The organism is Streptomyces sp. NPDC098781 (genome assembly GCF_044759995.1).
In the GTDB taxonomy this organism is placed as follows: domain Bacteria; phylum Actinomycetota; class Actinomycetes; order Streptomycetales; family Streptomycetaceae; genus Streptomyces.
This window is the reverse complement of the sequence record NZ_JBIWAK010000003.1, coordinates 616493-639469: the sequence shown is the minus strand read 5'-3', so window position 1 is coordinate 639469 and position 22977 is coordinate 616493. Positions and strand designations below refer to the sequence as shown.

General features: G+C 71.3%; 19 protein-coding genes and 1 pseudogene. 9 read left to right on the top strand and 11 right to left on the bottom strand.

Annotation, left to right across the window (positions count from 1 at the left end; all coding sequences use genetic code 11):
* Positions 1-27 precede the first annotated feature (27 nt).
* Entirely contained in the window at positions 28-996 is a 969-nt protein-coding gene (locus tag ACIQWG_RS14575) for an aldo/keto reductase (protein ID WP_404094799.1), read from the top strand.
* Positions 997-1017: 21 nt separating this feature from the next.
* Here the strand turns inward: ACIQWG_RS14575 and ACIQWG_RS14570 are convergent, their stop codons facing one another.
* A complete protein-coding gene (locus tag ACIQWG_RS14570; RefSeq protein WP_404094796.1) occupies positions 1018-1839 on the bottom strand; it encodes a phytanoyl-CoA dioxygenase family protein in 822 nt (273 codons plus the stop codon).
* 63 nt (positions 1840-1902) lie between these two features.
* Between ACIQWG_RS14570 and ACIQWG_RS14565 the strand changes: the two genes are divergently transcribed.
* On the top strand, positions 1903-2820 hold the full coding sequence (locus ACIQWG_RS14565) for a helix-turn-helix domain-containing protein (protein ID WP_404094793.1): 918 nt from the start codon (positions 1903-1905) through the stop codon (positions 2818-2820).
* 345 nt (positions 2821-3165) lie between these two features.
* Positions 3166-5307 (top strand): ricin-type beta-trefoil lectin domain protein, encoded by a 2142-nt coding sequence (locus ACIQWG_RS14560; RefSeq protein ID WP_404094790.1) that lies wholly within the window; start codon positions 3166-3168, stop codon positions 5305-5307.
* 8 nt (positions 5308-5315) lie between these two features.
* On the opposite strand, the gene ACIQWG_RS14555 is transcribed toward ACIQWG_RS14560, so the two are convergent.
* Positions 5316-6017 carry a DUF4232 domain-containing protein gene (locus ACIQWG_RS14555; RefSeq protein ID WP_404094788.1) on the bottom strand — a complete coding sequence of 234 codons (702 nt, stop codon included), beginning with the start codon at positions 6015-6017 and terminating at the stop codon, positions 5316-5318.
* Between the two features lie 32 nt (positions 6018-6049).
* A complete protein-coding gene (locus ACIQWG_RS14550) occupies positions 6050-8431 on the bottom strand; it encodes a SpoIIE family protein phosphatase (protein ID WP_404094786.1) in 2382 nt (793 codons plus the stop codon).
* Between the two features lie 397 nt (positions 8432-8828).
* Here ACIQWG_RS14550 and ACIQWG_RS14545 point away from each other — a divergent pair, with 397 nt between their 5' ends.
* Positions 8829-11072 (top strand): glycoside hydrolase family 9 protein, encoded by a 2244-nt coding sequence (locus ACIQWG_RS14545; RefSeq protein WP_404094784.1) that lies wholly within the window; start codon positions 8829-8831, stop codon positions 11070-11072.
* A gap of 81 nt (positions 11073-11153) precedes the next feature.
* Here ACIQWG_RS14545 and ACIQWG_RS14540 read toward each other — a convergent pair whose 3' ends face one another.
* Together ACIQWG_RS14540 and ACIQWG_RS14535 are read right to left on the bottom strand one after the other, a co-directional pair.
* Positions 11154-11942, bottom strand: a complete 789-nt coding sequence (locus ACIQWG_RS14540; protein WP_404094782.1) for an acyl carrier protein — start codon at positions 11940-11942, stop codon at positions 11154-11156.
* A 203-nt stretch (positions 11943-12145) separates the two neighbouring features.
* Positions 12146-12507 (bottom strand): annotated as a pseudogene (locus tag ACIQWG_RS14535) (sigma factor-like helix-turn-helix DNA-binding protein); the annotation flags it as partial.
* Between the two features lie 201 nt (positions 12508-12708).
* On the opposite strand from ACIQWG_RS14535, the gene ACIQWG_RS14530 reads away from it, so the two are divergent.
* From ACIQWG_RS14530 to ACIQWG_RS14520, 3 genes are all read left to right on the top strand, one after another.
* Entirely contained in the window at positions 12709-12954 is a 246-nt protein-coding gene (locus ACIQWG_RS14530; protein WP_383402891.1) for a hypothetical protein, read from the top strand.
* A gap of 3 nt (positions 12955-12957) precedes the next feature.
* Positions 12958-13335: a hypothetical protein gene (locus tag ACIQWG_RS14525; RefSeq protein WP_062715807.1), complete on the top strand. Its 378-nt coding sequence runs from the start codon at positions 12958-12960 to the stop codon at positions 13333-13335.
* A 522-nt stretch (positions 13336-13857) separates the two neighbouring features.
* Complete coding sequence (locus tag ACIQWG_RS14520; protein WP_404094779.1) at positions 13858-15474, top strand: RICIN domain-containing protein; 1617 nt, start codon at positions 13858-13860, stop codon at positions 15472-15474.
* A gap of 98 nt (positions 15475-15572) precedes the next feature.
* On the opposite strand, the gene ACIQWG_RS14515 is transcribed toward ACIQWG_RS14520, so the two are convergent.
* The 5 genes from ACIQWG_RS14515 to ACIQWG_RS14495 form a co-directional block, all read right to left on the bottom strand.
* The gene (locus tag ACIQWG_RS14515) at positions 15573-16559 is read right to left on the bottom strand and encodes a 2-hydroxyacid dehydrogenase (protein WP_404094777.1); all 987 of its coding nucleotides are present in this window, start codon (positions 16557-16559) and stop codon (positions 15573-15575) included.
* Entirely contained in the window at positions 16556-17725 is a 1170-nt protein-coding gene (locus tag ACIQWG_RS14510; protein ID WP_404094774.1) for a lactate 2-monooxygenase, read from the bottom strand. The genes ACIQWG_RS14515 and ACIQWG_RS14510 overlap by 4 nt, the downstream gene beginning before the upstream one ends.
* 73 nt (positions 17726-17798) lie before the next feature.
* Positions 17799-18494, bottom strand: coding sequence for an alpha/beta fold hydrolase (locus tag ACIQWG_RS14505; RefSeq protein WP_404094772.1), 696 nt, complete (start codon positions 18492-18494; stop codon positions 17799-17801).
* A complete protein-coding gene (locus ACIQWG_RS14500) occupies positions 18491-20065 on the bottom strand; it encodes a purine-cytosine permease family protein (protein ID WP_404094769.1) in 1575 nt (524 codons plus the stop codon). The genes ACIQWG_RS14505 and ACIQWG_RS14500 overlap by 4 nt, the downstream gene beginning before the upstream one ends.
* A 193-nt stretch (positions 20066-20258) precedes the next feature.
* On the bottom strand, positions 20259-20822 hold the full coding sequence (locus tag ACIQWG_RS14495) for a hypothetical protein (RefSeq protein WP_404094766.1): 564 nt from the start codon (positions 20820-20822) through the stop codon (positions 20259-20261).
* Positions 20823-21146: 324 nt separating this feature from the next.
* On the opposite strand from ACIQWG_RS14495, the gene ACIQWG_RS14490 reads away from it, so the two are divergent.
* On the top strand, positions 21147-21581 hold the full coding sequence (locus ACIQWG_RS14490) for a subtilase-type protease inhibitor (protein WP_404094763.1): 435 nt from the start codon (positions 21147-21149) through the stop codon (positions 21579-21581).
* A 147-nt stretch (positions 21582-21728) separates the two neighbouring features.
* Here the strand turns inward: ACIQWG_RS14490 and ACIQWG_RS14485 are convergent, their stop codons facing one another.
* Positions 21729-22142: an STAS domain-containing protein gene (locus tag ACIQWG_RS14485; RefSeq protein ID WP_404094761.1), complete on the bottom strand. Its 414-nt coding sequence runs from the start codon at positions 22140-22142 to the stop codon at positions 21729-21731.
* Positions 22143-22602: 460 nt separating this feature from the next.
* Between ACIQWG_RS14485 and ACIQWG_RS14480 the strand changes: the two genes are divergently transcribed.
* Positions 22603-22971: an ArsR/SmtB family transcription factor gene (locus ACIQWG_RS14480; RefSeq protein WP_404094758.1), complete on the top strand. Its 369-nt coding sequence runs from the start codon at positions 22603-22605 to the stop codon at positions 22969-22971.
* Positions 22972-22977 lie beyond the last annotated feature (6 nt).

Genomic DNA, 22977 nt, shown 5'->3' with positions numbered 1-22977 from the left:
CCCATCCCGAAGGCAGGAGCAGCAACGATGCAGTACGTGAAGCTCGGTTCGACGGGCCTGGACGTGTCGCGGATCTGTCTGGGTTGCATGACCTACGGCCTCCCCGACCGCGGTGTGCACGAGTGGACGCTCGACGAGGAGGCGTCCCGGCCGCTGATCCGGCAGGCGCTGGACGCCGGCATCAACTTCTTCGACACCGCGAACGTCTACTCCGACGGCACCAGCGAGGAGATCGTCGGCAAGGCGCTGCGCGACTTCGCCCGCCGCGACGACATCGTCCTCGCCACCAAGGTGAACGGCCGGATGCGGCCCGGACCCAACGGCGCCGGGCTCTCCCGCAAGGCCGTCATGACGGAGATCGACCAGAGCCTCGCCCGCCTCGGCACCGACTACGTGGACCTTTACCAGATCCACCGCTTCGACCCGTACACGCCGGTCGAGGAGACGATGGAAGCGCTCCACGACCTGGTGAAAGCGGGCAAGGTGCGCTACATCGGGGCGAGTTCGATGTACGCGTGGCAGTTCTCCAAGATGCAGTACACGGCCGAGCGGCACGGCTGGACCACGTTCGTCTCGATGCAGAACTACTACAACCTCCTCTACCGCGAGGAGGAGCGGGAGATGCTGCCGCTCTGCGCCGACCAGGGCGTCGGTGTGCTGCCCTGGAGCCCGCTGGCCCGCGGCCGGCTCACCCGCGACTGGGGCACGGTCACCGACCGCAGCTCGGGCGACGACTTCGGCAGCCGTCTGTACGCGGACAGTGACCGGGTCGTGGTCGAGGCGGTCACCCGGGTGGCCGGCGAACGCGGCGTCCCCCGCGCCCAGGTCGCCCTGGCCTGGCTGCTGCACCAGAACACGGTGACGGCCCCGATCGTCGGCGCGGCCAAGCCGCAGCACCTCGAGGACGCGGTGGCGGCGGTCGAACTGAAGTTGACGGAGAAGGAGTTGGAGGAACTCCAGGAGCCGTACGCTCCGCACCCGGTGATCGGCCACTGAAGCGCCGTTTCGGCCCGCGTCCTAGTGGGGCCCGTCCGGCGAGAACTCGTTGCCGCACGGGCCCGCACCCTCGCTCTCGGGCATCGGAACCCGATCACCGTTCATCGTCAGGGTCCGGTAGAAGCGACCGATCCGCTCGGTCGAACGCCCCACGTAATGACCGATGAACGACCGTCGAAAACGATCCTCCGTACGGTTGGGCTGCGAACCGTGCACCAGGCTCCCGTTGAAGAACAGAACGTCCCCCGGCGCCATGTCGACGGGCACGACCTCCAGACCGGTCGGTGGCGGTACGTACTCCCGCGCGAAGGACACCTCGGCGTCGGCCGGTTCCGGGCAGAACAGGTCCATCGCATGCGTGCCCGGCACGACTTCCAGCCCGCCGTTGTCCCGGTCGATCACATCGCAGGCGATCCAGGCCGCCACACACGTCCCCGGCTCCACCCGCAGATAGAAGTTGTCCTGGTGCAGCGCCTGCCCCCGGGCCCCCGGCGGCTTGAAGTAGAACATGCTCTGCGCGGCCAGCACCTCCTCCCCGAGCAGGGTCTCCAGCACACCGCGCAGCCGGGGGTCGAGCAGCACCCGCAGCGACAGGTCGTCGATCTCGTGCGGATGCATCACCCGCGGATACACCCGCAGGGGATCGCCGTCGCCCGGCCGCGGCTCGAAGTGCCCCGGCACCGGCCCGGCCGCGTGCAGCGCCGCGAACCCCGCGCACAACCGGGCGGTCTCGGCGCTCCCGAACAGCCCGCGTACGACGGTGAAGCCCTCTTCGCGGAACTGCCGCAGCCCCGCCTCGGGCAGGGTGGTGGTGCCGGGCGCGCCGATGTCCATGGCTGTCATGTGCCCACTCCTCGATGAGATGTCCCCGCCCTGTCACGCTAGGCCAGTACCCGCGTCAGGAGGATGACCGTGAGCGCTGACGGATTGCCCGGGACTGCCGGGCCGGTCGCCCCCGCCCCGCCGCCCGGCCTGGTGGTGGTCGGGCATTTCGACCAGCCGCCGGGGTACGCGGTCGACCGGCCGCGCGGTGCGGACAGTTGGCTGTTCACCTGGACGACCGCAGGCCGGGGGCGCCTGCGGCACGGGAGCACCGAGGTGCGGGCCGGGACCGGTGACCTGGTCGTGCTGGCTCCGGGTGTCCCGCACGGCTACGCAGTCGAACCGGGCGCGCCACGCTGGGAGTTCTGGTGGGTGCACTGCCAGGCCCGCCCGACCTGGCGGCCCTGGCTGCGCCGGTACGACACCGGTGAGGGGATGTACGCCGTCACGCCGACTCCTGACGCCGTGCACGGTCGCGTCGAGGCGGCGTTTCGCCGGATGCTCGCCGACGCCCGATGGACGGGCACGGAGGCGCCGCCCGTGCGGACGCCGGGGGAGGAACAGGTCGCCGTGGCGCACGGGACCGCGGCCCGCGAACTCGCCCTGTGCTCGCTGGAGGAGGTCGTCCTGCTCACGGCGGGCACGGCCCGGACGCCGCCGGAGCCCGGCGCGGACGCCCGGGTACGGCGTGCGCAGGGGCTGATCGACGCCGACCCGGCCGCCCCGCACACCGTCCGTTCGCTCGCCGAACACGTCGGGCTCTCGCCCTCCCGGTTCGCCCACCTCTTCACCGGGCAACTCGGCCAGTCCCCGATGCGCGCGCTGCGCGAGGCCCGTCTGCGGCACGCCGCCCGCCTTTTGGAGAGCACCGGCCTGTCCGTGGAGCGCGTGGCCGCGGCGTCCGGCTTCGCCAGCCCCTATCACTTCAACCGGGTGTTCCGGGCGCGATACGGACAGCCGCCGGGGGTGTACCGGGCGCGCGGGCCAATGGTTGGCCCATGACTTGTGAAGGGTCCGTGAAGGCTCGGATGTCCGCATGACCAGGCGAAAAGGGTCCGGTGCGGCTGTTCAATGGTTTGCGCCGAAGCTCGAAGCCAGTCCAGTGAATACCGTTTTCCATTACCGATTCGATATCCGGCAATGGCTGAGACCGCCCTATTGACCACTCGTCAAATAGTGACCGGCGCCCACGCAATGCACAATGACCGGAATCGCTTGTTCTCTGTCCCTGACCTGTGCAAAGGTGTGCCTCGCTCCCTTGAGTCCCACGCTTCACAAGAGCCGCGCCCGGAGCATACCCCTTGGTATGGACCATCAATGCCGCATGCCCTCCGGAGGAATGCCGTCGTGCATGACGCAGGCCTGTCGAATTCCCCAGCCGACGCCCGCATCTTTGACGCCACGGACGCTCAGCTGAGCGCCGAACTCAAGAAGTGGACGGGGGTGTCACCGGCGGTGCATCCGGTCGGTGAACTTCTCGACCGGCACTGGGAAGCGGGCTTCGCCTATGCACGGCTGTGCACGGCCGACGCCCGGTCGGCGGGCATGCTCACCACCGCGGCGTTCACCCGGCTCTTCGGCGAGACACTCCGGCAGACGGGCCCGACAGCGGCCTGGCGCCCCCAACTGCTCGTCACCGTGCGCCGGATCGCGGCGGAGTGGGACACCGACCGCAGACGGGAACTGCTCCACCCCGAGCTGAGGTCCGAGAGCGAGGGCGCGGAGCGCGTCGCCGCCCGGCTGCTGCCCCCCGCCGACCGCCGCCTGCTGTCCGGCGCCTTCCAGCGGCTTCCCCAGTCGGCCCGCTGCCTGCTGTGGCACACCGAGGTCGAGGCCGAACCGCTGTCGGTGCCGGCCGCCCTTCTCGGCCTCGACCAGGAGTCCGCGCGGCTCGAACTGGGCCGCGCCCGCGACCGGTTGCGCGAGGAGTGCCTCCAGGTCCACCGCGAGCTCGCTCCCGAGCAGGAGTGCCGGCAGTACCTCCGGATGCTGGACGTGACGTACCGGCGCGGCGGCGTCGAGGTCGACCCCGATCTGCGCGAGCACCTGAGCCGTTGCGAGCACTGCGGCGACACCGCCTGCCAGCTCACCTTCTTCAACGAGGGGCTCGGCGTCGCACTGGCCGAGGCGGTGCTCGGCTGGGGCGCCGGTGAGTACCTGGTGTCGCGAGCGACCCTCATCGAGAAGCCGGCCGCGTCGAAGCCGGCGCCCCCGGCGGCGTCGATCGCGGGCGAGTCCTTCTTCGCCGATGCCGATGCAGAGGCGACCGCCGGTGCCGCTCCCGGTGCCAGGGTCCAAGCCGCCCCGGCTTTCCATGCCGGCATGGGCGAGGCCCCCGCCTCGGCCCCCGCGCCGGAGACCTTCTTCGCCCCCGGCGTCGACACCCTCGCGGGCCCCGCCGGGCCCCCGTCCGCGGACCGGCCCTTCGCCTCCGCCGACGCGGCCGCCTCACCGGCGGAGCCGGGCCAGCGCGCCGCGCGCCGGGCCGCCCGCCGGGCGCGCCCCGCCACCGCTCCCGCCACCGCTCCCGACGCGGGTGCCGCCCGCACCTGCTCCGGCCGGGCCGCGCTGAAGGCCGCCCGCCGTGCCGCCCGACGACGTAACCTCACCGCCGCCGTCGCGACCGTCAGCGCACTCGTCGTGCTGCCGCTGGTCGCCTGGTCCATCGCCGGATCCGGCGACGATTCCGCGTCCACGGCCGACGACCGCCCCTCCGAGGTCCCCGACTCCGGCAGGGGGTCCGAGACCGGCAACCCGTCCTGGGCCGGCGCCGCCGAGGCCGCGAAGGGCGATCTGCGGGGCCGGCTGCACAACGTCGGGTCCGGGCTGTGCGTCGGCATCGTCGGCGGCAAGGTCGTCGAGGGCGCCGAGACCGAACTCACCGCCTGCTCCTCGACGCCCGGCCAGCAGTGGGCGTACGAGACCGACGGACTGATCCGCAGCGGCGCCGACCCCGAGCTCTGCCTCGACTCCCACCTCGGCTACTCGGTCCGGCTCGCCCGCTGCACCGGTCCCGGCGACTCCGCGACCAAGAACATCCGCTACGACTTCACCCTCCAAGGCACCCTGGTGCCCCGCTTCGACCAGGACCTGGCCCTCAGCCCCGCCGCCACCGACGGCTCGGGCGCACTGGTCCTGAAGACCCGCGAGGACGAGGGCGACGCCCAGCACTGGGTGATCGACACGTCCCAGCCGGACCTCCAACTCGAGGTGGTCAAGTGGGATTCGGCCGCGCGGGTGACCGAGCCGCCCGCCCCGACGCCGACCCCCACCCCCGAGCCGTCGAGGACGCCGACGCACCCACCGACCCCGTCCGCGACCCCGACGACCTCTCAGCCCACGTCCGCGACCCCGACCGACGACTCCTGCTACTACAACCCGTACGCCTGCTCCTGGGACGACAACAGCGGCTGGTCCGGCGGCGGTTACGGGGGCGGGTACGGCGGTGGACACGGCGGCCACGGACACGGCGGTGGCGGCGGCTACTGAGCGAGCGGTCAGCCCCCGGTGCCGGGCTGGACCACCGTCAGGAAGACCGAGGACTCGTTGCCGGCCACGGGCACCTCACCGGCCGTCCAGGCCACCTTCAGCGAGTCCCGTTCGTCGGGCGGCGTCACGAGCAGCGCGGCCGGCCGGGCCGTACGGGCCCCGCTGATCTCGGGACTGGCGAAGGTGAGCCCCGCCCACGCGCTCCGGCCCGGCGTCAGGGTGACGGTCGTCGGGGTGTCCGGCGAGCGCTTCGGGTCGGGGCCCAACTGCTCGCCGGACGCGTCCACGAAGGCGGCGCCGGGATAGCCGCGCACGCTGCACGTGTGGTCGCCGGTGTTGGTCAGCACGATCGGGAAGTTGCGCTGTCCGGCCCCCGGGCTGGGCCGGCCGATCGACGCGCGCAGCTGCGAGGTGTGGCAGCGCTCGCCGGGGCCGCCCGACTGGATCACCGGACTGCTGGTGTCGGCGGCGGGCGGTCCGGTCGTGTCCGGTCCGGTCGTGTCCGGTCCGGTCGTGTCCGGTCCCGTCGTGGGGCTCCCGGTGCCGGTGGTCGGCGGGGCGGTCGTACGACTGCTGCTGTCCGCCGGTGTGCTGACGGAACCCGCGGAGTCTCCGCCGTTCGAGCATGCCGTCGCCAGGCTGACCAGCGCGACGGTGCTCACCAGGGGAATCGCTCGGTGTAAGGAGGGGAATACCCGTGCACGGCCCATGTTTCACGACTCCCCGTTCCGGCGCCGAGTACTCACTCCTCGCCGAGCAGCCCGATCTCCGCCCAGATCGTCTTACCGTCCGCCGTGTGCCGGCTGCCCCAGCGCTGGGTCAGCTGGGCGACCAGCAGCAGTCCCCGGCCGCCCTCGTCGAAGATCTTGGCGCGACGCAAGTGCGGCGCGGTGTGGCTGGTGTCGGACACCTCGCAGATCAGCGTCGCCGTGTCATGGATCAGGCGGAGCCGGATGGGCTGGCTGCCGTAGCGGATGGCGTTCGTGACCAGCTCGCTCACCACCAGCTCGGCCGTGAACGACGCCTCGCTCAGGCTCCAGAGGTCGAGTTGCTCCAGGACCTGCTTGCGGATGGGCGCGACGAGCGCCGGGTCCGCCGGGATGTGCCATGTGGCCACCCGGGAGGCGGGCAAGCCCTGGGTGCGGGCCAGTAGGAGGGCCACGTCGTCCGGGACGCCGCCCGGCGGCAGCAGGGAGTGCAGGACACGGTCGCAGGTCTCGTCCAGCGAGTCGGCCAGGCCGGACAGCGCGGTGCACAGAAGCGCGTGGCCGGCGTCGACGTCGCGGTCCCGGGCCTCGAGCAGGCCGTCGGTGTAGAGCGCGAGCACGGTGCCCTCGCGCAGTTCGACCTCGGCGGACTCGAACGGCAGGCCGCCCACGCCCAGCGGCGGCCCGGCGGGCAGCTCGATCCCGCGCGGCGGGCCGCCGGGCGGGACCATGACCGGCGAGGGGTGCCCCGCGCGGGCCAGCGTGCAGCGCCGGGACACCGGGTCGTACACCGCGTACAGACAGGTGGCGCCCACCTCGCCGGGTCCGGCATCGGTGCCCGCCTCCTCGGACAGCCGCACGACGAGGTCGTCGAGGTGGGTGAGCAACTCGTCGGGCGCGAGGTCGATGTCGGCCAGGGTGCGCACGGCGGTGCGCAGCCGGCCCATGGTGGCCGACGCCTGGATGCCGTGGCCGACGACGTCCCCGACCACCATGGCCACCCGCATCCCCGACAGCGGGATCACGTCGAACCAATCGCCGCCCACCCCGGAACGCGCCGCCGGGAGATAGCGGGACGCCGCCTCCAGGGCGGCGGTGCGCGGCAGGGACCGGGGCAGCAGGCTGCGTTGCAGGGCGAGGGCGGTCTCGCGTTCGCGTGAGTAGCGGCGGGCGTTGTCGATGCAGACGGCCGCGCGGGCCGTGATCTCCTCGGCCAGCAGGGCGTCGTCCGGTGTGAACGGCTGGGCGTTCTTGAACCGGGTGAGCACGGCGACGCCCAGGGTGGCGCCGCGGGCCCGGATCGGTACGGACATCGTGGTGTGGATGCCGTACTGCTTGATCCGCTCGGCCCGAGCGGGGTCCCAGGAGAGCCACTCCTCCAGGTCGCCGGTGGACATGGAGGCCACGATGGTGTGGCCCGCCAGCAGGGCGTCGGCCTGGGGCGACGGGGTGGGGTACTCGTCCTGGTGTCCGGGCTCGACCACGGCTTCGGGGCTACCGGCGTTGACGGACCGGTGGGCCACCCGCCGCAGGCCGATCGGTGCGGACAGCGCGCCGGTCGGCGGCTCGCCACCGGGCTCCAGCGGGTCCAGCAGGTCGACGCTGACGAAGTCGGCGAGCGCGGGGACGCAGACATCGGCCAGTTCCTCGGCCGTGCGTGTGACGTCGAGGGTGGTGCCGATGCGGACGCTGGCCTCGTTGACCAGTTGGAGCCGCTCCTGGGCCAGGTACTGGTCGGTGAAGTCGTGGGCCGCGACGCTCACCCCGCACACCCGCCCCTTGGCGTCGGTGATCGGGGCCATCCGGGCCAGCCAGGCATGGGTTCTGTCCCCGCCGACCGGGACGTACGTCCGTACGTCGGTGCCCCGGCCCGTGGTGAGCACCCGCAGCAGCTGCTGCTCGATGTCCTGGCTCTGCCGTCTGCCGGTGAGTTCGGGCGCCCGCAACCCGCGCACATGCTCCTCGGAGAGCCCGAGGACCTCCGACATCACGGAGTTGATCCTGCGCAGCCGGAGCCGGTCGTCGTAGATCGCGATGGGGCAGGGCGACTCCAGGAGCCCGACATGGTCCAGCGGATCGCCGTCCGGACGTGCCTCGTCGTCGAGCGGAGTGACCACGAGCCACTGATGGGGGCCGTCGTCCCGCGGTCGCACCCGATGGGCGAGCAGCCACACGGGCAGCGTGCCGCCGCCGTGACGGCGCAGCGTGACGATGCCCTGCCAGCGTTCGCCGTCCGGGGTGAGGGAGCCCCGCTGCGCCTCGCCGGCCAGTAGGTCCACGGCCGGGCGCCCGACGACCTCCGCGGCGGGATGGCCGAGCAGCCGCTCGGCGCCGGCGTTCCACTCGACGAGCACTCCACGGTCGTCGACGACCGCCCGGGCCGTCGCGGCCTCGTCGAACGGGTACTCCGGGCTCATGGGCGCCACTCCAACGTGCACACTCTCGGTGAACGAGCGTGTCAGTCCGGCTCAAGCCTAGTGCGTCGATGCCCTACACGCGGCGAACGCGCATGCGCACGCGTGACTGCTCCGGTGCCATGAGTACTTCCGGGTCCCGACCGGAGACCAGTGGTGAGTACTTCCGCGGCCCGACCGGGAGTCCGTGGCATCAGCCGCGTCCCTAGGGCGCGGGGAACTGCGCGACCAGCCACGACGGCGCCGCGGCCGGGCGATTACGTGGCCCCACCGAGCGGAGCGCGACGCGTCCCGACCGTTGACGGACTGTCATGTTGCCGACAAGCATGGCCGCATCGAATTGTTGGGAGCGCTCCCACCCAGGGCGCGACGCACGCACCTCACCCCGAGGAGCCCAGACGTGAACCGACGCAGAACCACCCTGTTGTCCCTGATGGCCCTGCTGGCCGCCGGACTCACCGCGCTCCCGGCCGCACCGGCGGGCGCCGAGGAGGTCGAGCAGCTCAGGAACGGCACCTTCGACACCACGACCGACCCGTGGTGGACCACCGCGAACGTCACCGCCGGCCTGTCCGGCGGGCAGCTCTGCGCCGACGTCCCGGGCGGCACCGCCAACCCCTGGGACGCCGCCGTGGGCCAGAACGACATCAAGCTCGTGAAGGGCGAGTCGTACCGCCTCTCCTTCACCGCCGGCGGCTCCCCGGAGGGGCACGTCGTGCGGGCGGTCGTCGGCCTGTCCACGGCCCCGTACGACACCTACTTCGAGGTGACGCCGGAGCTGAGCGTCTCCGGGAACTCGTACGCGTACACCTTCACCTCGCCCGTCGACACCCCGCAGGGCCAGGTCGCCTTCCAGCTCGGCGGCAGCGCGGACGCCTGGCGGTTCTGCATGGACGACGCCTCACTGCTCGGCGGAGTCCCGCCCGAGGTGTACGAGCCCGACACCGGACCCAGGGTGCGGGTGAACCAGGTCGCCTACCTGCCCGCCGGGCCGAAGAACGCCACGCTGGTCACGGACGCCACTCAGCGGCTGCCCTGGCAGCTGAAGAACGCCTCCGGTGCCGTCGTCGCGCACGGCTGGACCCTGCCGCGCGGCACCGACGCCTCCTCCGCGCAGAACGTCCACTCCCTCGACTTCGGCGCCTACCGCAAACCCGGCAAGGACTTCACGCTCGTCGCCGACGGTCAGGCGAGCCGCCCCTTCGACATCGGCACGGCAGCCTACGAGCGGCTGCGCCTGGACGCCGCGAAGTACTACTACACGCAGCGCAGCGGCATCCCGATCCGGGACGATCTGCGCCCCGGATACGCCCGCCCCGCGGGACACGTCGATGTCGCGCCCAACCGGGGCGACGGCGCCGTGCCCTGTCAGCCGGGCGTGTGCGACTACGAGTTGGATGTCACCGGCGGCTGGTACGACGCGGGCGACCACGGCAAGTACGTCGTCAACGGCGGCATCTCCGTATGGGAGCTGCTGAGTACGTACGAACGGGAACTGTCGGCCCGCACCGGGCAGCCGAGGAAGCTGGGCGACGGCACGCTCGCCATCCCCGAGAGCGGCAACAGGGTGCCGGACATCCTGGACGAGGTCCGCTGGGAGCTGGAGTTCCTGCTGAAGATGCAGGTGCCTGCCGGGCAGCCGCTGGCCGGCATGGCACACCACAAGATCCACGACGAACAGTGGACCGGCCTGCCCCTGCTGCCGAGCGACGATCCGCAGAAGCGCGAGCTGCATCCGCCGTCCACCGCGGCGACCCTGAACCTGGCGGCGACAGCGGCACAGGCGGCACGTCTGTACCAGCCCTACGACCGGCAGTTCGCGGCGAAGGCGCTGACCGCGGCCCGCAAGGCCTGGTCGGCGGCGCTCGCGCACCCCGACCGGTACGCCTCCGAGAGTGACGGCACCGGCGGCGGCACGTATGCCGACAGCAACGTCACCGACGAGTTCTACTGGGCCGCCGCCGAGCTGTATCTCACCACCGGGGAGGGGCAGTTCGCGGACCACGTCCTCGACTCACCCGTCCACACCGCCGACATCTTCGGCCCGCTCGGCTACGACTGGGCCCGCACGGCCGCCGCCGCCCGGCTGGACCTGGCGACCGTACCGAGCAGGCTGCCGGGCCGGGACAAGGTGCGCCGGTCCGTCGTCCAGGGCGCCGACCGCTACCTCGCGACGTCGAAGGCACAGCCGTACGGCATGCCGTACGCCCCCGACGGCAACCTCTACGACTGGGGCTCCAACCACCAGATCCTGCACAACGCCGTCGTCATCGCCTCCGCGTACGACATCACCGGCGCCTCGAAGTACCGTGACGGCGCGGTGCAGAGCATGGACTACCTCTTCGGGCGCAACGCGCTGAACATCTCGTACGTGACCGGCTACGGCGAGGTCAACTCCCACAACCAGCACGCCCGTTGGTACGCCCATCAGCTCGACCCCGGCCAGCCGAACCCCCCGGCCGGCACGCTCGCGGGCGGGCCGAACTCGAGCATCCAGGACCCCTACGCACAGAGCAAACTGCGAGGCTGTGTCGGGCAGTTCTGCTACATCGACGACATCCAGTCCTGGTCGACCAACGAGCACACGATCAACTGGAACTCGGCCCTGACCCGGATGGTGTCCTTCGTGGCCGACCAAGGGTAGTCTCCGGCCGGGGACAGAGACGCGGGAAGCCCGCTGCCGGTCAAGTGCGGCAGCGGGCTTCCTTCACGCCGTGCCCGTGGGTCACGGGGTGACGTTCTTGACCGGCAGTTCCCGGCTCGCGCCCGCGATGTAGTAGTCCTTCGGGGCGGAGAAGATCACGAACTCGTTGTCGTAGTCGCGGATCTTGGCCCGGACGGTGAAGTTGCCGAGCGCGTCGACGGTGGTCTGCGCGTTGTGGGCGCTCTCGTAGTAGGTCCGCAGGAACACCCGGGTGCCGGCGAGCGGGCCGTGGCCGCCGGGCCAGGCGATGCGGCCCTTCACGACGAGGGTGTCGCCCTTGCGCACCTTGGTCTTGTTGACCTTGTAGGCGATCAGACTGGTGACCGGCTCGACCTTGACCGTGGTGTCGGCGAACGCCATGTGGAAGTCGGTGGGGTCGGTGTCGTAGATCGCCCGGAACATCACCTGGTGGCGAGGGAACAGGTAGGGGCTCGGCGTGCTCTCGACGCGGTCGGCGGGGACGTCCTCCATGGTGAAGTGCCCCTCGTCGTCCGTGCGGACGGCGCCCAGGCCACGGGTCTCCCACTCGGTCGGGTCGATCGGGTCGCCCCACGGGTTCCAGGTGTCGAACAGAACCGATTCCTCCAGCTGCACCGGCGCGTCGGTGACCGGAGTGCCGTCGGTGCGGGTCAGGGTGCCGGTCAGGTCGACCGTGCGGTTCTTGTAGTCCGTCGTCGGGGCGCTGCTGGTGAGCGTGACCACGTAGTCGTCGCCGTCCGCCGAGTGGGCGGGCGGCACGACCAGCGCGGTGGCGGCGAGGGCGAAGGCGGCGACGGCGGCCGATCGGGCGGCCGTTGAGCGCATCTGCACGATAACTCCGTTGGTGATGTGAGGGGTTGATGTGCCCGAAGCACCATTGGTGTCGGCATGGGGTGTGACAGTGGGACATCACCAGGGGTTGTAGGGGTGGTCAGGACCGTACGGTCCCGGTACATGCCGTTCTCCTGTTTGTCACCCTCCGGGCCCCCGCGGTTCGTGCTCCACGAGCTCGCCGGGGCGCTCGTGGGCGGTCGGTGCTCGCGGGCGCGATGGGCGAGCTGCCGTACCGCCGCCGGCCTGCGGTCGATGATCTCCGCGATCTCGGTGTGCGGATGGCCGAACACCTCGTGCAGCACGAACACCGCGCGCTCCAGCGGTGTCAGCGACTCCAGGACGACCGGCATCGCCGGCGACACGGACTCGGTGCGCGGGGCCGGGCCCTCGGCGCCGCCGTCCTCGCCCTCCGCGACCAGCGGCTCCGGCAGCCAGGTCTCCTGAAGTACGTCCTCGGTGTCGGCGACGCTGCCGAGCAGGTGACGACGCCGAACATCAGCTCTCGGTGGTCGACGAAGACGCCGGTGTCGTCGTCGGTGACGGGTGCGGGGGTGTCGGACATGCGTGGGGGCTCCCCATGCGAGCGCTCACCACTGCGAGGGCCGCCGGGGACCGGAATGTGACATCCCCTGGCCGGATGTGACCCACGTCTCGCCCGGTGGGGCACCTCCGGCTGGGCTCTTCACGCCTCTCGGTACCGTCGTACGTCGCACTTGACCTGCGGGGATTTACGGGTGAGTACCCGAGCGGTACCGTGAAGGACATGCCAGCTCTCAACGTGGAGTTCAGCGATCGCGAGCTTGAGGACCTCCGGCAGATCGCCAAGGAACGCGGTACGTCGATGAAGGCGCTCGTGCGGGAGGCCGCCGCCGCCGACATAGCCCGTCATCGGGCGTTGCAGGAGGGCGCCGAGGCGTTCCGCCGGTTCTTCTCGTCGCACGCCGACGAGTTCGCGGCCGCCTTCCCCGACGACGAACCGTCGGCCAAGGGCGAGGGGCGGGCCGCCTGAGCGATGGCACCCGTCATCCATATCGACGTGCCCTGGCTCCTCCAGCGGCACGAAGAGGTCCTGCCGGACCAGCCCACGGTCAACGACTTCTCCGCGCTGGTCGCCGCCGTCGCCCGCCATCGCGTGGATCCGCCCCGGTTGGGCGTCGACTCCGACCCGGCCTGGCGGGCCGCCGCGCTGCTGCACACCCTCGCCCTGCTCAAGCCGCTGCCCTCGGCCAACGCCCGCTTCGCCTGCGCCTCCGCGGTGGCCTACATGTTCGTCAGCGGCGTCGGCATCGACCCGCCCTACGGCGCCCTCGTCGACCTGGCCCGTGACCTGATCTCCGGCAAGGTCGACGTGTACGGCGCGGCCGACCGGCTGCGTTCCTGGCAGATCTGAGCGTCCGCGAAGGGGAGAAGGGGCCGCCGGTTCGGTGTCCCCGTTCCTCCCGCCCCCGGGCCGCCGACCGAGGGCGGGAGGAACGGGGTCGACGGCCCATGGCGCGGGGGAGAGCCGCCTTCCCACGCGGGGCCTTCCGAGAGGGCCGCTACCAGTGGACTACGCCCGCGCGTACGCCGGGGAGCGTGCGTGGTGCTCCGGCGTGTGCGTGTGTTTCACACGGGGCGCATGGAATGCCGAAAGGTGGCGCAGGCATGGCGAGTTGCCGCCGTTTCTGACTTTCTTTCAAAGGGGCTGATGTTGCCCGAGTGCCTTGTTGGTCATCAGTGTGCTGTGCGAGGGTGAACATACCCGTGGGGGGTGGAAAAGGCCGGGTCTCATTCCTTCCGAGGGGGAACCGGAGGGGATGGGCTTGGTGAATTCCTGCCCCCGCGCTCACGCTGAAGAGGTACACACCAAGTCACCGGGTCCTTTTCGGCGGTCAGAACTTCTGTGACACGCGCGTGGGAAGGAATCCGTTCAGTGCCCACCCCCCACCCCCCTCGCCCTCCTTACCCCCCGCCCGGCGGGGTTCCGGAGGAATCCGACGAAGGCCTCGCCGCCAGACTTCGGGGCCGCCCTGACGGTGAGGCCGCCCCGTCCGTCGCGCTGCTCATGGCACGGCACTGGCAACCGGCCCACGAATACGCGGTGATCTGTCTCGCCTCCCCGGCCGGTACCGCCGACTTGGTCACCGCCGCCGCGTTCCATCAGGTCCTCGACCGGCTCGCCCTCGGCGAACCGGCCGTCGCACTGCGACCGAGGCTGCTCGTCGCCGTCCGGGAGGCCGTCCGGCAGTGGTCGGCCGACGAGCGAATAGCGGGCGTTCTGCCGGAGCTGGCGAAACCCGCGGGCGGTCGCGGTATGCGTACCGCGAAGTCCATGACGCCCGAAAATCGGAAGCTTGCCGATCGGTCATTCCAGGCGCTTCCGGGACTTGCCCGTTGTCTGCTCTGGCACACCGAGGTCGAAGCCGAGCCGCTAAGCGTCCCGGCCGGTCTGCTGGGTATGGATACCGTCACCGCCTCCGCCGCACTCGAACAGGCGCGTGATAAATTCCGCGAAGGTTGTGTACATGCCCATCGGGAACTCGCGCCGACGAAGGATTGCCGGTTCTACAACCGACTCCTCGACGTCCCGATTCGCCGGGGCGGCGCCCTGCTGCCGGATGTGCAGCAACATCTGACGGAGTGCCGCTACTGCCGGAACGCCGCCGAACAACTGAGTCATTTCGAGGGCGGGTTGGGTGTACTCATCGCCGAGGCCGTGCTCGGCTGGGGGGCGCGCCGCTATCTGGAGACCCGGCCGGGCCGTACCCCCGGGGGCGCACCCCGCTCGCGGGGCTCCGCCCGGCACGGCGCCGGACGCCGTCGGTTCCTGCCGGGCATCCCCGCGCAGATCCGCAGGCCACCGGGCGGGCCACGTGCCTCGCGGACGCTGCTCACGGGGCTGGGTGTGGCCTCGGCCGGACTGATCGCGATCATGCTCGCGGCCGGCCTGCTGTCGGACGACGACGGCGCCGACCCCGCCGCCTCCGCCACCGGTGGCGGCTCGGGGACCCGGATGCCACCGGCGGTGTCCACCGCGCCCCCGGGCACGGCCCAGCTCCCCAACGCGCCGCGACAGACCAGGCTGCGCAACGACGACGCCGAACTGTGCCTCGACATCAGGGGCGAGGCCGAGGCGGGCGCCGGGACCGAGCTGGCCGAGTGCTCGGACGACGACACCCAGCAGTGGTCGTACGAGAAGGACGGCCTGCTCCGCAGCGTGGCGGAGCCCGAGCTGTGCCTGGACTCGCACGCGGACGCCGGTGTGGTCATCCTCGGCAGTTGCGCCGACGGCGACTCGAAGCGGGCCGACGACGTGCGCTACGACCTCACCGTGCAGGGCGAGTTGCTGCCCCGCTGGGACGAGCAGCTCGCCCTGGCGGCCACCACCGCGGACGCGGGCGCCGACATCGTCGTCAAGGTCCGCGACGGCTCCGACGGACAGCGCTGGCTGACCGATCCGGTCACCTCGGCGAGTCCCGGCTCGCTGTCCAGCGCCGAGGTCGAGACACCGGGGGCGCGGGCCGTGCGGTTGGGGGAGGAGAAGGCGTAGGCCGTGCCGGGGCCGGGCAGACGGGCGCCGACGGTCCCGGACCGCGCGGCGCCCGACCGCCCCCGAGGGAGCGCGGCTCGCTTCCCCGAAGGCCCCGGCTACGAGCCCTGGTTCACGACGTCCCGCGGGTTCCCGCCCGCCAGGAAGTCGCGCACGTTCTGCACGGCGGCGAGCGCGATACGGACCAGGGTCTCGCGGGTGACGCCGCCCGCGTGCGGCGAGAGCACCACGTTCGGCGCGCGCAGCAGACGCAGGGCCGGGGTGGGCGGCTCGGGGTCGAAGACGTCGATCCCCGCCCCGGCCAGGGCGCCCTTCTCCAGCGCGTCCGCGAGGGCGTCCTGGTCGATCAGGGCGCCCCGCGCCGTGTTGACGACGAACGCCGTCGGCTTGAGCAGTGCCAGCCGCTCGGCGTTCAGCAACTGGCGGGTCTCGTCGGTGAGCGGGGCGTGCAGGGACACGTAGTCGGCGGTGCGCAGGAGTTCGTCCAGCGGGACGTGGCAGGCACCGCCGAGCTCGGCCTCCGTCTCCTGCGGCAGCCGGCGCCGGCCCGCGTACACGACGTTCATGTCGAAGGCGACGGCGCGGCGCGCGACTTCCCGGCCGATCTGGCCCAGGCCCACGATGCCGAGCGTCTTGCCGCACAGCTCGGTCAGCGAGTTCTGCAATCGGGGGAGCGCCCAGTCGGCGTCAACGAGCGCGGTGTGGGCGGGGATCAGCTGCTTGGCCAGGGCGAGCATGAGGGCGAAGGTCTGCTCGGCCACGTTCTGCGCCTCGGCGCCGCTGGAGCCGATGTTGCACACCCGCACCGAGCGCTCGCGGGCCGCGTCGACGTCGACGTAGTCGAAACCGTGGCTCGCGCACTGCACCAGCTCCAACTCCGGTGCGGCGGCGAGGTGTTCGGCCGTCACGGGAGCGAGCGCGGTGATGACGACCTGCGCGGAGCGCAGGGCCGCCGGATCCTCGTCGGCCGCCTCGACGACGGTGACCCGCGCCTCCTCGGGGAAGAGCGAGGCGAGCCCGGCTCCGATGCCACGGCCGCCCACGTGGGGCGATACGACGGCGAGGACGTTCTTCGTGGCGGTCACGCGGACTCCTCGACGAGGTCGGCGGGCCCGATCGAGGCGGGGGTGGCGTGTCCGGACAGGGCAAGGGTGAGGTCGAGCTCGGCGAGCAGACAGCGGATGACGTGCTCGACGCCCGCCTGCCCGTCCAGGCCCAGCCCGTAGGCGTACGGCCGTCCGACGAGTACCGCCTTCGCGCCGAGGGCGAGCGCCTTGAACACGTCGTCGCCGGTGCGGACACCGCTGTCGAACAACACCGTCAGCCGGTCGCCGACCGCCGCCACGACCCGGGGCAGCGCGTCGGCCGCCCCGACGGAGCCGGCCACCTGGCGGCCGCCGTGGTTGGAGACGATCACCCCGTCCATCCCGGCGTCGGCGGCGGCACGGGCGTCGTCCGGGTGCAGGATGCCCTTCAGGACGATCGGGCCGTCCCAGTTCTCCCGGAGGAACGCCAGGTCCGGCCAGGTCTTGGCGGGGTCGGAGAACATGCCGACGAAGTGCATCACGGCCGCGTTCGGATCCTCGTGCACCGGTTTGGCCAGGCCCGCCTGGAAGGCCGGGTCGGAGAAGTAGTTGGCGGTGCCCACCCCGTGCAGGAAGGGCAGATACGCCTGGTCGAGGTCGCGCGGACGCCAGGCCAGCATCGGGGTGTCCAGGGTGACGACCAGCGCGGTGAACCCGGCCGCCTTCGCCCGGCCGAGGAAACTCCGGGCCACCTCCGGGTCCTTCGGCCAGTACAGCTGGAACCAGCGCTCGGCGTCGCCCATCGCCTCCGCGACCTGCTCCATGGGTGTGCTGGACGCCGAGGACAAGGTGAAGGGCACACCCTGTGCGGCGGCGGCGCGGGCGGCCGCGCACTCGGCGTCCGGGTGCATGATCGACAGCACCCCGATCGGTGCCAGCGCCAGCGGGGCGGACAGGGCCCGACCCAGCACGTCGACGGACAGGTCCCGGTCGTGCACGTCCCGCAGCATGCGCGGCACGATCCGGCGCCGGCCGAGGGCCGCCCGGTTGGCGCGGGCGGTGCTTCCGTCGCCCGCGCTGCCCGCCACATAGCCGACGGGGCCGGGTCCGAGGCGCTGCTCGGTCAGCTCCTCCAGCCGGGTCAGATCGGTGGGGAGCCGGGGTACGGCCCCCGACATCCCGTTCAGATAGATCTCGTACTGGAAGTCCGCCCAGTGCTTGCCCATGCGTTGACCCCGCCTCTCGTCACTGAGAACGCGCCGTACGCAGACCATACCGACCGGTAGGCCAGCGAGTGGATCAGGGGGCGGTCACGGACTCGTGCAGGATGCGGGCCAGGGCGTGCGGCTCGGAGAACATCGGCCAGTGGCCGGTGTCCAGGTTCACCAGTCGCCACCGCTCGCTCTTGAGGAGCTCGGCCGCGGCGCCCCACGGTTCCGCGCCGTCGAGGAGGCATTTGACGTAGGTGCCCGGGACCTCGTTCAACGGGCGGGGCATGACGGCCGGTTCGGTCAGGGTGGCGCCCGGGTGCGGGGTGGCCTCGACGATCCGGGCGATCTGCTCGTCCGTCAGACCCTGTCCGGCGTACTCCTCTGCCGTGAGGGGCGGCCAGCATCCGCCGTTCGCCGCGATCGCCGCCCGGACCTCGTCGCTCGGCCAGCCCGACAGGAACGACTCCCCGTCGACGGGGGCATTGGCGTCCACCAGCACCACGTGCCGGAGCCGGTCACCGATCCGGACGGCGGCCTGCCCGACCGGCACACCCGAGTAGCTGTGCCCGACCAGGACGACATCCCGCGGATCGAGGCGCTCGACCTCGTCGACGACGTCCTGGACATGGGTCTGCTGCCCCGGTTCCCGTACCCCTTGCTTCTCGGCGAGGCCCGACAGGGTCAGCGGATGCACGCCGTGCCCGGCCGCGCGCAGGTCGGCCGCCACCTCGTCCCACGCCCACGCGCCGAGCCATGCCCCTGCCACCATCACGAAGTCGGTCATGCCCGCAACGTAGCCGACGGCACTGACAACGCGTCCGGCCCGGTGGTCGGCGGCACCGCCACCTCGACGGTCCGGGCGAGTCGCGGACCGTCGGGCCCGTAGACGGCCCTCGGCTCGGGGAACGCCCTGAGCAGCGCCAGGTACAGCACCGCGGCCACGAGCAGCGACAGGGGCAGGCTGATGTCCACCCCGTTCGCCAGATCGCCCAGCGGGCCGACGAACTGTCCCGGGATGTCGGTGAACAGCACGCCGACGACCGCCGCCACCCACCAGGCCGTCATGCCGCGCCAGTTCCAGCCGTGCGCGAACCAGTAACGGCCGCCGCGCTGACGCCGGTTGAAGACCTGGAGCGCCTCGGGGTCGTACCAGCCGCGACGGGTCCAGTAGCCCAGCATCATCACGACCATCCAGGGTGTGGTGCAGGTGATGATCATCGTGGCGAACGTCGAGATCGACTGCACGAGGTCGAACCCGAAGCGCCCGACGAAGATGAACGCGATCGACAACGCGCCGACCAGCAGGGTCGCCTGCACGCGCGAGAGACGCGGGAACACCGAGGAGAAGTCGAGACCGGTCCCGTACAGCGCGGTTGTCCCGGTCGCCATGCCGCCGATCAGCGCCAGCAGACACACCGGCAGGAAGTACCAGCCGGGCGAGATCGCCAGCAGTCCGCCCACGAAGTCGGGCGCCGCCGGATCGACGTACTCGGGGACCTTCGCGGCGATGATGCTCGCGGTCGCCAGCCCGAAGACGAACGGCAGCAGCGTCGCGATCTGCGACAGGAACGCCGCTCCTATCACCCTGCGGCGCGGGGTGGCCGCCGGGATGTAGCGCGACCAGTCACCGAGGAACGCCCCGAACGAGACGGGGTTGGACAGCACGATGAGGGCCGCGCCGATGAACGACGGCCAGAACAGCGATCGGGTCGCCGCGTCCGCGGAGTCCGTGAACACGCCCGCGTACGACGGGTCGAAGTCACCGGCGAAGGCGATCGCGCCGAGCAGGAACAGCACGCTCGCCGAAGGCACCGCGATCTTGTTGACGAACAGCATGAAACGGAAGCCGTACACGCACACCGCGAGAACCAGCCCCGCGAACAGGGCGTACGCCACGACGTACGACAGGTTGCCGCGCGAGAGGCCGAAGAGCCGGTGCGCGCCGCCGACCAGGGCGTCCCCGGAACTCCACACGGATATCGAGAAGAACGCGACCGCCGTCAGCAGGGACAGGAACGAGCCGACCACGCGGCCGTGCACACCGAGGTGCGCGGAGGAGGAGACGGCGTTGTTGGTGCCGTTGACCGGTCCGAACACGGCCATGGGGCACAGGATCAGCGCGCCCGCGACGACTCCGAGCAGAGTGGCCGCGAGGCCCTGCCAGAAGGAGAGGCCGAACAGGATGGGGAAGGCGCCCAGGACGCAGGTGGAGAAGGTGTTGGCGCCGCCGAAGGCAAGGCGGAACAGGTCCAGCGGGCTCGCCGTGCGCTCGGCGTCGGGAATGCGGTCGACGCCGTGGGACTCGACCTCCGTCAAGGAGGGCGCGGGGGAGGGGAGTTCGGGCTGAGGGGACACGGGGGCTCCAGCGGGGGCGGGGCGGTGGAGCGCGTTGTGGCGCGGCTTGGATGACGGCCGGCGCCTGCCGCTGGGGTGTGCGGGCAGCGCGGATGCCGTCCTGGCGGGATCAGCAGACCGTACGGCCGTGCCGAAGATCCGCACCAGAGGACGGTTCATCCATGTTCACTGCCGTGACTGGACGATTCCTCCCTCACTCGGTGCCCGGGGACGTGTCCGAGGGCGCGTCCTCGGCTTCGGTGTCCGGTCCCTGTGCCCGCACCCGGTGCACGTTCTCCAGGGACTCGCGCAGCTCGGCGAGCCAGTCGTCGGTGTGCCGCTGGACCAGCCGTACGCACCAGGCGAGAGCCTCGCTGCGGCTGCGGGCGACGCCACCGGCGATCAGGGTGTCCAGGACCTCGCGCTCGGGCTGCCGAAGCCGGGTCATGACGGGCGCGGCGACATGCGTGAACAGGGCGCGTTCGGCGCCGCAGTCCACTCCCCACGACACCTTCCTGTCGAACCGGCGCTCCGCCTCCCGGGCCACCTCGATCCGGGCCTCCCGGGTGCGCTCGCGGAACTCCTGGATCCGGCCCTCCACGGCCGCCTCCCGCTCGGTGGCCGAGACGCCCTCGGCCAGGTGGGGTTCGGGGATGCGGCCGATCACCGTGATCTCCTCCCGGTCGACCGTGACCTCGGTCAGCTCCTCGAAGAGGTCGTCCGGCAGGCGGCCGGCGAACCAGCCGCGCAGCTTCTTTCGTTGCTCGTTAGTAATCATGTAATCAGAATTACTCCAGCCCGAGGCGAATGCAAGGGCATGGCGGACGTGTCAGCCGAGGGCTCAACCGGAATGTTTCAGGCCTATTAATCAACGTGCGGAAACACGCCACTCGGCGGGTTGGAACGATCAAGAGGCGCCAAGTTTCGGCGTTGGAACGTTCGAACTCCGTTACTTCACGCCACTGATTCAATACGCAAGGTTACTGAAACCCGTGGTGTCGATGTGAGTTTCGGAGCAGGACTCGGCAGACTCCCGCTCGTCGTTCCGGCACCGATCGCGCCGGACGACATCACCCTCGAATCAAGCGGAAGGATGCACACAATGCGGAACACCGCGCGCTGGGCAGCAACCCTCGCTCTGACGGCCACCGCCGTCTGCGGAACGGTCACCGGATCCGCCCAGGCCGCCCCGGACGCCGCCCCTCGCTCGCTCTACGCCCCCTCGGCCCTGGTGCTCACCGTGGCTCATGGCGACAGCGCCACCATGTCCTCCCCGGCACGCGCCGTCACACTCAGCTGCGCACCGACGCCCTCGGGCACCCATCCCGCCCCCGGCGCGGCCTGCGCCGAACTGCGAGGGGCCAATGGCGACTTCGACGCCCTCAGAGGCAGGGACGGTGTGCTGTGTACCAAGCAGTACGATCCCGTGATCGTCACGGTCGACGGGGTCTGGCAGGGGCAACGCGTCTCCTATGAGCGCATCTTCGGCAACGAGTGCGTGAAGAGCACCTACGGGGTCAGTCTCTTCGCGTTCTGAGAGACCGGGATCGCACGGTTCCGTGCAGTTCGGCGGTGGCTCGCGGATGGGGAGTGTGAGCCCTGCCGAGGAGACCCTGCGATCTCGCATCGGGGGTCGGTCGGGCGGAGTGGGGCCGCCCGGCCGGCACCTCGGTCCACCGAGGCGTCACCCGTCCTCCCCGGGGATTCCGGGGAGGAGGGGGAAGCGCCCCAGCAGTCCCGCCCCGAGCAGCAGCCGTCGGATCCGTGGCGCGTCCGACACGACCCGTAGCCGGCCGCCGTGTTCCCTGGCCCGGCTCTCGGCCCGGCACAGGGCGCGCAGCCCCGAGCAGTCGAAGAAGGCCGCCCGCCGCAGATCGACCAGCACGTCCGCCTCCGGCCTCAGTGCCGCCGCGTTCAGATGTTCGGCGAGGAACACCTCCGTCGCCAGGTCGATCTCGCCCGTGACCTCGACCACCGTGAACGCGCCGGATATGCGGGTGCGGGCGTGGTCGTTCGCCGGGGGTGTCGCGGACCGGGAGAGGTTCGCGGCCAGTTCCTCGGTCGGATGGGGGGCGCGGTCGTCGGCGTCCGGCGTCATGTCCGCTCCACCTCGGCAGGGGCGCATTTGATCCGGGTTGATACCCGAAGGCGAGGCCAAGCATCCCTGCGGCGCCGCGCGCAAGATCTAGTTCACTCGACCTGGTGAATTTCACCCATAGGGCTTGACGCTACGGCTGAGCGGTCGTTCCACGGTCGCCCTCGGACTCCTCCTGGGCCTTCGTGTTCGGAGTGATCGCCTCGCCGGACTCGCCCTGGTGGCGCCGCTGCTCGGCGGAGTCCGTGGCCCGCCGTTCGGCGTCGGTGATCTCCTTCGAGCGCCGTGTCGGGGCGCTCCTCGTCCTGCTCCTTGTCGTCGGACACGGCGAGCTCCTTTCGTCGTGCGGGTGGCCGCCTGTATGTCGTCGCGTGTACCTGCATGGGTGCAGGGCAAACGACTGACGCCCCTGACCATGGCCTATTCCTTGACGGGAATATAACCGTCGAGGCATATTGGAGTCATGTCCGACGACGCCCCCCTCTGGAGCGCCCTCGCCGACCCCCATCGGCGGGCCATCGTCGCGCTGCTCGTGGAGCGGCCGAGGTCCGTCGGGGAGATCGTGGAGGAGTGCGGGCTGAGTCAGCCGAGCACCTCCAAGCATCTGAAGGTGCTGCGCGAGGCCGGTCTGGTGCGGGTGCGGCAGGACGCGCAGCGACGCGTCTACGCCCTCGATCCCGCCCCGATGGCCGCGCTCGACGCCTGGCTGGCTCCCTACCGCGCACTGTGGAACCGGAGCCTGGACGCCCTGGGCCGGCGCCTCGACGAGACGTCGCGGGAGACGCCGAAGGACATCCCGAACGACCCCGAGGGACCCACCACGAAGGACTGATCCACC